Raw genomic sequence first — 8,303 nt, 5'->3', positions numbered from 1 at the left:
GAGCGTCGGGGGATGGTGGTTTCCATTTTGCGCGGGAGAAGTGAACCGTGCATCATACAAAGCACACATTGTCTTGCGCGGCAGATTAAGCGGCTCTTTTGAAGGTGGACTGGTTCGACTTCAAATAAGCAGACTGAAACTCGGGCAAAATTCTTTGAATCTCTTCCAGAATCACATCAGAAGGCTGCTCGGTGAGATCAGAGAGTCGTTGAAACGCTTCAAGAATAAATTGTTCGCTGAAACTGACTTTCTCTGCGACCATGATTTTGGGATGGCAGGTAGGCACGTGTTTTTCTCCGGCCACGTGCAATTCTTCGTAAAGTTTTTCGCCGGGACGTAATCCTGAAAATTCCAGTTCGATATCCTCGCCCAGTTTCAATCCGGATAAATGAACCAGATCGGCGGCCAGATCAACAATTAGAACTGGTTCACCCATATCAAGCACAAAAATCTCGCCGCCGCGTCCCATAGCGCCGGCCTGAATCACCAGTTGGGATGCTTCAGGGATCGTCATGAAATAACGCTGCATCCTCGCGTCGGTGACGGTAATCGGACCGCCATTCTGAATTTGTTGTGTAAAAATCGGCACAACACTGCCCGCCGAACCCAGCACATTTCCGAAGCGAACGGTCACAAAATGACACTTTGATCGTGCTGCCAGAGATTGCACATAGAGTTCGGCAATACGTTTGTTTGCGCCCATCACATTGGTCGGGTTGACGGCTTTGTCGGAGGAAATCATCACAAATGTGCCGACCTCAAATTCCTCTGCCAGGTCTGCCAGATGTTTGGTAGCCAAAGCGATATTTTTAACGGCTTCGCCGGGATTACTTTCCATCAGCGGCACATGTTTATAAGCGGCGGCATGGAATAGAATATCGGGCTGGTATTCCCGCATGACGGCCCGCATGCGTTTTGAATCATTGATATCTGCGATGACAACATCAAATCGTCCATTGTATCCCAGTTTGATCAGCTCCCGTTCCAGAAAGAACTGGCTGTTTTCCGTGCGATCTACCAGGATCAGTTTTTTCGGAGAGAACTGTAATAACTGGCGACAGATTTCCGAGCCGATACTGCCGGCGCTGCCCGTCACCATTAATACCCGGTCATCCATCCAGTTTCGAATATTCTGCATATCGAGTTGAACGGGTTCTCTACCGAGTAAGTCTTCGATACAAACCGGCCGTGGTTTCATCTCGACTTTACCAGACAGTAATTGTTGATAACTGGGGAGAACCTGAACCTGAATCTGAGCGGAATTACCTGCTTCCACGAGTTGACGAACTATTTTTCCGGGAATCTCATCTGCCGGCAACAGAATATCAGAAACGTCATATCTTTGTGCCAGTGCGCACATCTCATTCAAGGTCCCCAGTACAGGGACGCCATTAATGCGCGTGCCGATGCGACTGGATTGATCATCCAGAAATCCGACGACTCTCAGACAAGATTCTTTATTTCGTTCAATGATGCGGAGCAGGGAAGCCCCGGATTGATTGGCACCAATAATGAATGTAGGCCGGCAGTCCCCCTGTGGCCGAAAAATGCGACCGCTGTCCTGAACCATGCGAATGCCGGCACAAAATCCGCAGACGGCCAAAATCGTAGAACCCCAGTCAATCAGAAATACCGAACGGGGAATCATAATATTGGGAAAGATCAGATAATCAACCATTGCCAGGGCAGCGGAACTCAACGTGGCCGCTTTGGAAAGATTGACCAGATCGAGGATGGTGATATAGCGACTTCTGATTTTATAAACACCGCTGCCCCAGAACGCGAGCGTCTTTAATCCAACCGCCCAGAGGATCGTCGAACGAAACATGCGAAAGCCATATTCTCCCAGCACACCATCAACATTGAGAGAGCCTTCAAAGCGCAGCCAGAACGCCAGATAGTAAATCGCGCAAAAAATCGGCAAGAATACCACCATCCAGAAAATCTGGCGCCGTGTTACTCGGAATTTCTGTAACCAGTTTAATTTCGGCCTGGAGTCCAACCTTTACTCCTAATGTTTCAGGTTTCCGATGCAAAATACGTTATCGCGCAGAATCCATATACAAACACACACAAAATCCCCTCAGAAGCCTGCAGAAGGACAGGGGTAATAACAATTTTCACTAATTTTCGTCAACATCAAAATTCTTAAGAACAATCCAGTAAATACCTTGTCTGCCTTACTGACGAAAAAGGACATTGAAAAATCGTGGGAAGTGGTTATTGCGGGAACTGGTTCTGATTCATCAACTTGCGGCAAGGCTCAATGACACGGGAAGTAAATCTTTGGGACAAGTCGCTTTTCTGATTTTTGTTGACTATGATAATACCTCAGTCAAATATGTAATCTGACTCAACTTGATAAGCTGTAAGGTGTAACGTGATATTCGTTCTCGATAACTATGATTCTTTTACCTACAACCTGGTACAACGATTTGGGGAAATTGACCCATCATTGGAAATTCAGGTTGTTCGCAACAACCAGACAACGATCGCAGAAATAGAACAGTCTTCTCCGGAGAAAATCATCATTTCTCCCGGCCCTTGCACGCCACAGGAAGCAGGGCTTTCCAAAGAGATCATTGAATATTTTGCTGGAAAAGTTCCGATTCTGGGCGTTTGTCTGGGGCATCAGTGCATTGCGGAAGTATTCGGAGCAAAAGTGATTCGTGCGAATCGGCTGATGCACGGCAAAGTATCTCTGGTTCACCATGATGGAACGGGCGTTTTTCAAAACCTGCCTTCCCCGTTTCAGGCAACCCGCTATCACAGCCTGATTGTTCCGGAAGAGTCCTGTCCGGATGAACTTGAGATCTGCGCCTGGGTTGAAGAACCGGGACATCCCAAAGAAGTTATGGGGCTGCGGCATCGAACCTGTTCGGTGCATGGTGTGCAGTTTCACCCGGAAAGTTTTCTTACCCTGGAGGGGGTGAAGCTGCTGAAAAATTTTCTTCAACTTCCAGCAGAACAACTCACCCGTGCCTGATCGGTAGAAGAAGAGATCGACAATGTTGAGTGTTCAAGAGGCTTTTCACCTGATTCTGGAGACGGTTCAGCCCGTTGCGCCCCGGCAAAGCTCGCTGTTTGATGCCTGTCACTGTGTACTTGCCGAAGGAACCATCAGCGACGTCAATATTCCTCCATTTGACAAGGCTTTGATGGACGGGTTCGCGGTGAGAAGTGCCGATTTACCCGATGGAAAAGCGACACTGCAGATCCTGGAAACGATCTATGCAGGCAATGTTCCCGCATTGCCTCTACAAGCCGGTCAAACTTCGCAGATTATGACCGGTGCGCCTCTGCCAGAAGGAGCAGACGCCGTCGTCCAGATTGAGCACTGTCAGATCAACGAGGAACAGCAGACGGTGCAGATCGAAACCGCTCCTGTTTCTCCCGGAACTAACATGCTGTACCGCTCTTCGGTGCTTGAAATCGGGGCCAATGTCCTCGAAGCGGGAACTTTGCTCAGGCCGCAGGAAATCGGGGCCTTGGCAGAAACCGGCAGTTCCCAGGTTTCTGTACGCCGTGCCCCCAGCCTCTCCATTCTGGCGACCGGCGATGAACTCGTCCCTCCTGAAGAGTTCCCGCAAGCGGGGCAGATTCGAAATTCCAATGAAGTCATGCTCTATACTCAGGTGTTGCAATCGCAGGCACATCCCGTTGCTCTGGGAATTGCCCGCGATGAGCGAAGTCATTTGAGAGAAAAGATTAACGAAGGCTTAAAGAGCGATTTTCTGTTGCTGTCCGGTGGCGTTTCTGCCGGGACTTTAGATCTGGTCCCTTCGGAGTTGCAGGCGGCAGGTGTGAAGCAGGTATTCCATAAAGTGGATTTGAAACCCGGAAAACCGCTCTGGTTTGGTATCCTTGAGCAGGAAGGCCGGTCTCCCTGTTATATCTTTGGATTGCCCGGAAACCCTGTCAGCAGCATGGTTTGCTTCGAATTATTTGTCCGCACAGCCATCCGGCAATTCATGGGTTTTCCCGCACCGAAACCGGTTCCACTGCAGGCCCGTTTGAAAACAGATTTCCAGTCGAGCGGCAGCCGTCCGACTTATCAACCTGCCCAGGTGGAGTGGGAGAGCGGTGAAGCCGTCGTGACGCCATTAAAAACACTGGGCTCAGCCGATTTACGTTCTACCGTGTCTGCGAATGCGGTGGCTTTATTCCCCGAAGGCAACCAGCTTTTTCAGGCAGGTCTCAAAGTTGACACTTTTTTATGGTAGCACCAGCAGTTTCTCCCATGATTGATCTACTCTCAAATGCCCGATTTCAGTAAAAACCACGTCGATCAGACACAAAATGAGGCCATTCTCTGATATGACCCCATTTCAGATCGTTGAAGTGACGTAAGTAATATGACAGGTTGAGATGAAACAGGACGTTTCACGAACGGAAAATCATTCCGAAAAACCTGCCTGTTGAGATCGGATTTCAAGGATGGAAATCATGGCCTTTAGCACACTGACAATTGAAAATTCTCCCTCTGATCAACCAGCGATGGAAAAACCTCCCGTGTCTGACGACAGGTCTTCGAATCAGGATTTGCAGAATGGCCTGCCATTAGGGAAGGACATTCAGAAAATCATCAACACCGCGCGTACCTCACCGGCATCTGCGATGGGTGCCTGGCTGATGTCGGGATTAACCGCCTGCCTGATGTGGGCCAGCTTTACGCCCCTTGATTTCGGGCCCCTCGGTTGGGTTTGTCTGATTCCACTTCTGTTGTTAGTCAGAATTCCGCGCAAAACGCGGTTTATGTATACTGCCATTTATTGTTCGGGTCTGGCCTTTACTCTGGCGACGTTCCAGTGGATGAGACTGGGTGACCCCTCCATGTATGTCGCGTGGTTCGCGCTGGCCATTTATGTCGCCTGCTATTTTCCGCTGTTCGTTTTGCTCACACGAATGGCGGTCCACCGCTTTCGCATTCCTTTACCCGTTGCAGCGCCCATCATGTGGGTCGGTCTGGAATATATGCGTGCCTATTTACTCACAGGGTTTTCGTGGTACTACATCGGACATACTCAATATCGCTGGATCGAACTGATCCAGATCAGTGACATCACAGGTGCCTACGGAGTGAGTTTTCTGGTTGTGATGCTGTCGGCCTGTTTTGCAGATCTGCTGCCGGCTTCGCTGATGAGACAATGCAAACTGTTTCCGATGAAACTGACTCCGGAGGAACAGATTCTGGATCAGACCGGTTTCAAACACATTATTCAGACGGCTGTTTGCCTGAGCCTTTTTTTTGCAGTACTCGGATATGGTTACGTACGTCGCGCACAGGCTGCATTTCAGGATGGACCACGCATCGCATTGATTCAGGGAAATTTCCCGACTTCTGTCAAGCATGATCCCAATGAGTGGCGGTCCATGTACCTGAAGCATCAGATTCTGATGGGGGCTGCGGTCCGCTATCAGCCCGATCTGATTGTCTGGCCGGAAACCATGTTTCGCTGGCCTCTAATCGAAAGCAATGGAAAAACCAATCAGGAGTTACAAACGATCGCTCCGGAAGTTCCTCTGGATAAATGGTCCGAGCCCTCCGTGCGCAAAGCGCTCACCAATATGAGTCAGGAAGCAAACGCCGCTCTGGTCATCGGGCTGGATACCATCGCCGCGGGTGACACGAAAGTCGATCACTTTAATTCAGCTGTGTTTGTCCGCCCCGATTATGGGATTGTTTCGCGCTATGATAAAATTCACCGTGTTCCCTTCGGTGAATATCTGCCTTTGAGAGATACGCTCCCCTTTTTGCAATATTTTACGCCGTATGGTGCTTCGTTCGGCATCGAACCAGGCAAGCATGCTGCCCACTTCGAATACCAGAATTGGACTTTTTCTCCGATCATCTGTTTTGAAGATACCGTGCCACATCTGGTACGTTCGATGGTCAATCATTCCTCAACTGCTGACTCTACGAAAAAACCAATCGATTGTCTCGTCAATCTGACGAATGACGGGTGGTTTCATGGTTCGAGTGAATTGGATCAGCACCTGATTACAGCCGCCTTTCGTTGTGTTGAAAATCGAACGCCGATGGTCAGGGCGGTGAATACAGGCGTGTCAGCTGTCATAGACGGCGATGGCATGATTGTTGAACCAGATGTCTTTGTCGATGGAGATAATCAGGGGCGGACTTCTTTCGTGAATGCGAAGACAGGCCGCTGGAATAAATCATTGAATGCAGTGCTCGTCGACACGATCCCGCTGGATCACCGTACAAGCCTCTACACAAAATACGGCGACTGGTTTGCGGGGGCCTGCTGTTTTTGTGCCATGTTCGTCTTTTTTATGGCATTACTGACGCGAACGCGAAAACCAGTGCCGGTGAAGTCGTAATCGCAGCACTTTCTGAGATGCTCTCAAAATTTACCCGCTGATCGTTCGTTTCCTGCTGTCGGCAGGGAACGGATTGAGGACTTTCAGGTAGTGATCTCCCCGATTTCGGACACCTGGATACCGCTTTGTCCCGGTTCTGAATCATAAAGCTGAGGGACGATCTATTTTGTTGGTTTTAAAAAAACGCAGCAGAGACAATAGATTTGCGTGCGCCCCACCCATCTGGCTAAAATAAGAAGCAGGGAGCGTGGGATTTTTTTGTTCCAGCAGCCAATATCGAACATAGCACTTAAATTAAATCAGACGAAGATTGTTTCATAAAAATGGCAGAGGATAGCTGGTACTATAAGCACTTAGACGAACCGTACGGGCCGATTTCATTTGAAGAACTGTTTGCCATGGCTCATGAAGGCAAATTGACTCCTCAAATAGAAATCAAAAACGGAGAGTCCGGAAACTGGTTTCCTGCCCGGGATATTGGTGGGTTATTCGACGCAGCGTCTGACGACCTTTCTGCGACGTCCGACGAGATGCCATCACTCGATGAATTCTCGATTGTTGATTCCTCTTACGGTGTTGAGTCGAAGTCGAACTTGCCGACATTGGATGGCTTTTCGATTGTCGAGGAAGAAGATAAACTCTCTTCAGAAATGGAGGCTCAGCTCCCCCGCTTTGCGACCCTGGAAGCGGTCAGAAGTAAACATAACAAAGTTCAATGGTTCTGCCGTATCCTGAATCAGGAACTGGGGCCGATGTCGCCAGACGACCTCATGCAACTGCTGTTCGACGGTGAATTGGCCCCGAATGATCAGGTCAAATCGTCAGCAGAACCGGAGTGGGTTCCCGCACGAACGGTCGTTTTTCTCAGTTCGTCTGGCAGCGATCTGGATTTGTTAGACTCAGAAACAGAGGAAGAAGAGCGCGTCGTTCCCACTTCAGCAAATGCTGTGGTTGAAGAGCAGGTTGCAGAAACACCTTCAGAAGCAACTGTGCCTGTAGCTCCTGATGAACCTGCCAAACCACCGATTTTCAAAGTGCGCTCTAAGCAAAAATGGTTTTGTAAACTGGGGGGCATGGGATATGGTCCGATTGAAACCCATAAAATTAAAATGTGGGCAGAACAGCAACGTATCGAACCGACAGATTTACTCAAATTAGGCCGAAAAGGGGAATGGTTCGAAGCCTGGCAAATTGAAGCCCTGCAATTAAAAAAACCTGTGGCAAAGAAAGAGGCCAACGAGGTTGCTGCCTCAGCAGAATCGCAGGCCGCCGAAACCAGCCCCGCTGTAGAACCAGTCAAAAATTTCTCCACAGGAGTGCCGACTCCGGCGATACCTGCTCAGGCCGCAGTTTCCCCTGTGGCTGCAGCGCCCGTTCTCCCGCGTCCGAAACCAAAGATCAAAGTTGAGAGGTCGAATCCACTCGAATCATTAGGGCCTCTGATGAAACCGCAGGTTCTGGGGGGCATTGCTGCTGTCATCGCATTGGCGGCAATTTTATACTTTGTCCCGTTGGGAGATTTGTTTGCTCCGGGTGGAAAAGAGGAGCTGGCAAAATTTCAGACCATCCACCAAGAGTTCCTGGCGTTACAGCAAAAAAAAGCCAGTGATGCTGAATGGACCAGCTTCGAGAGCAAAGTCAAAACCGAAATGGGGCCGGTCATCAAAGAACTGGAATCCAATGCCTCCTCCGATCGTCCTCACCTCCAGCAGTTGTTATGGGCAGGCAGAGACTACCTTAAGCCCATGCTGGAGAATGCAAGAACTGAGGTCAGTCGTGACCAGGAAAAGTTTGAAAAGCATCTCAAGGAAGCTGAACGGATTATGAATAAGTAATTCTGGGACAATGACACCAATATTGGTATTAATACCAATATAAATGCCATTCTTCGGCAAGATTCGCTTCCGTTTTTCAAATCTGGTTCTTTCCTCAGATATCGTCAAGTGCTAAACTTGTGATAG

At 49.2% G+C, this 8,303-nt stretch carries 5 protein-coding genes; 4 read left to right on the top strand and 1 reads right to left on the bottom strand.

Features of this window, described 5'->3' with window-relative positions; translation table 11 throughout:
• Window positions 1–85: 85 nt before the first annotated feature.
• Complete coding sequence (locus Q0294_RS03935) at window positions 86–1,936, bottom strand: nucleoside-diphosphate sugar epimerase/dehydratase (RefSeq protein ID WP_299461136.1); 1,851 nt, start codon at window positions 1,934–1,936, stop codon at window positions 86–88.
• 444 nt (window positions 1,937–2,380) lie between these two features.
• Here Q0294_RS03935 and Q0294_RS03930 point away from each other — a divergent pair, with 444 nt between their 5' ends.
• From Q0294_RS03930 to Q0294_RS03915, 4 genes are all read left to right on the top strand, one after another.
• On the top strand, window positions 2,381–2,986 hold the full coding sequence (locus Q0294_RS03930) for an aminodeoxychorismate/anthranilate synthase component II (RefSeq protein WP_299461134.1): 606 nt from the start codon (window positions 2,381–2,383) through the stop codon (window positions 2,984–2,986).
• Between the two features lie 22 nt (window positions 2,987–3,008).
• Entirely contained in the window at window positions 3,009–4,223 is a 1,215-nt protein-coding gene (gene glp, locus Q0294_RS03925; protein ID WP_299461133.1) for a gephyrin-like molybdotransferase Glp, read from the top strand.
• 223 nt (window positions 4,224–4,446) lie between these two features.
• On the top strand, window positions 4,447–6,342 hold the full coding sequence (lnt, locus tag Q0294_RS03920) for an apolipoprotein N-acyltransferase (protein WP_299461131.1): 1,896 nt from the start codon (window positions 4,447–4,449) through the stop codon (window positions 6,340–6,342).
• Window positions 6,343–6,665: 323 nt separating this feature from the next.
• Complete coding sequence (locus Q0294_RS03915; protein ID WP_299461129.1) at window positions 6,666–8,177, top strand: DUF4339 domain-containing protein; 1,512 nt, start codon at window positions 6,666–6,668, stop codon at window positions 8,175–8,177.
• Window positions 8,178–8,303: the final 126 nt, after the last annotated feature.

Source organism: uncultured Gimesia sp. (assembly GCF_937919775.1).
Lineage (GTDB): Bacteria > Planctomycetota > Planctomycetia > Planctomycetales > Planctomycetaceae > Gimesia.
This window is presented reverse-complemented; position numbering and strand designations above follow the sequence as displayed.

Bases quoted from the DNA above. Each gene is read 5' to 3' on its own strand.
- lnt (WP_299461131.1), top strand. From the start codon at position 4,447: ATGGCCTTTAGCACACTGACAATTGAAAATTCTCCCTCTGATCAACCA.
- Q0294_RS03935 (WP_299461136.1), bottom strand. From the start codon at position 1,936: ATGGTGGTATTCTTGCCGATTTTTTGCGCGATTTACTATCTGGCGTTC.
- Q0294_RS03915 (WP_299461129.1), top strand. From the start codon at position 6,666: ATGGCAGAGGATAGCTGGTACTATAAGCACTTAGACGAACCGTACGGG.
- glp (WP_299461133.1), top strand. From the start codon at position 3,009: ATGTTGAGTGTTCAAGAGGCTTTTCACCTGATTCTGGAGACGGTTCAG.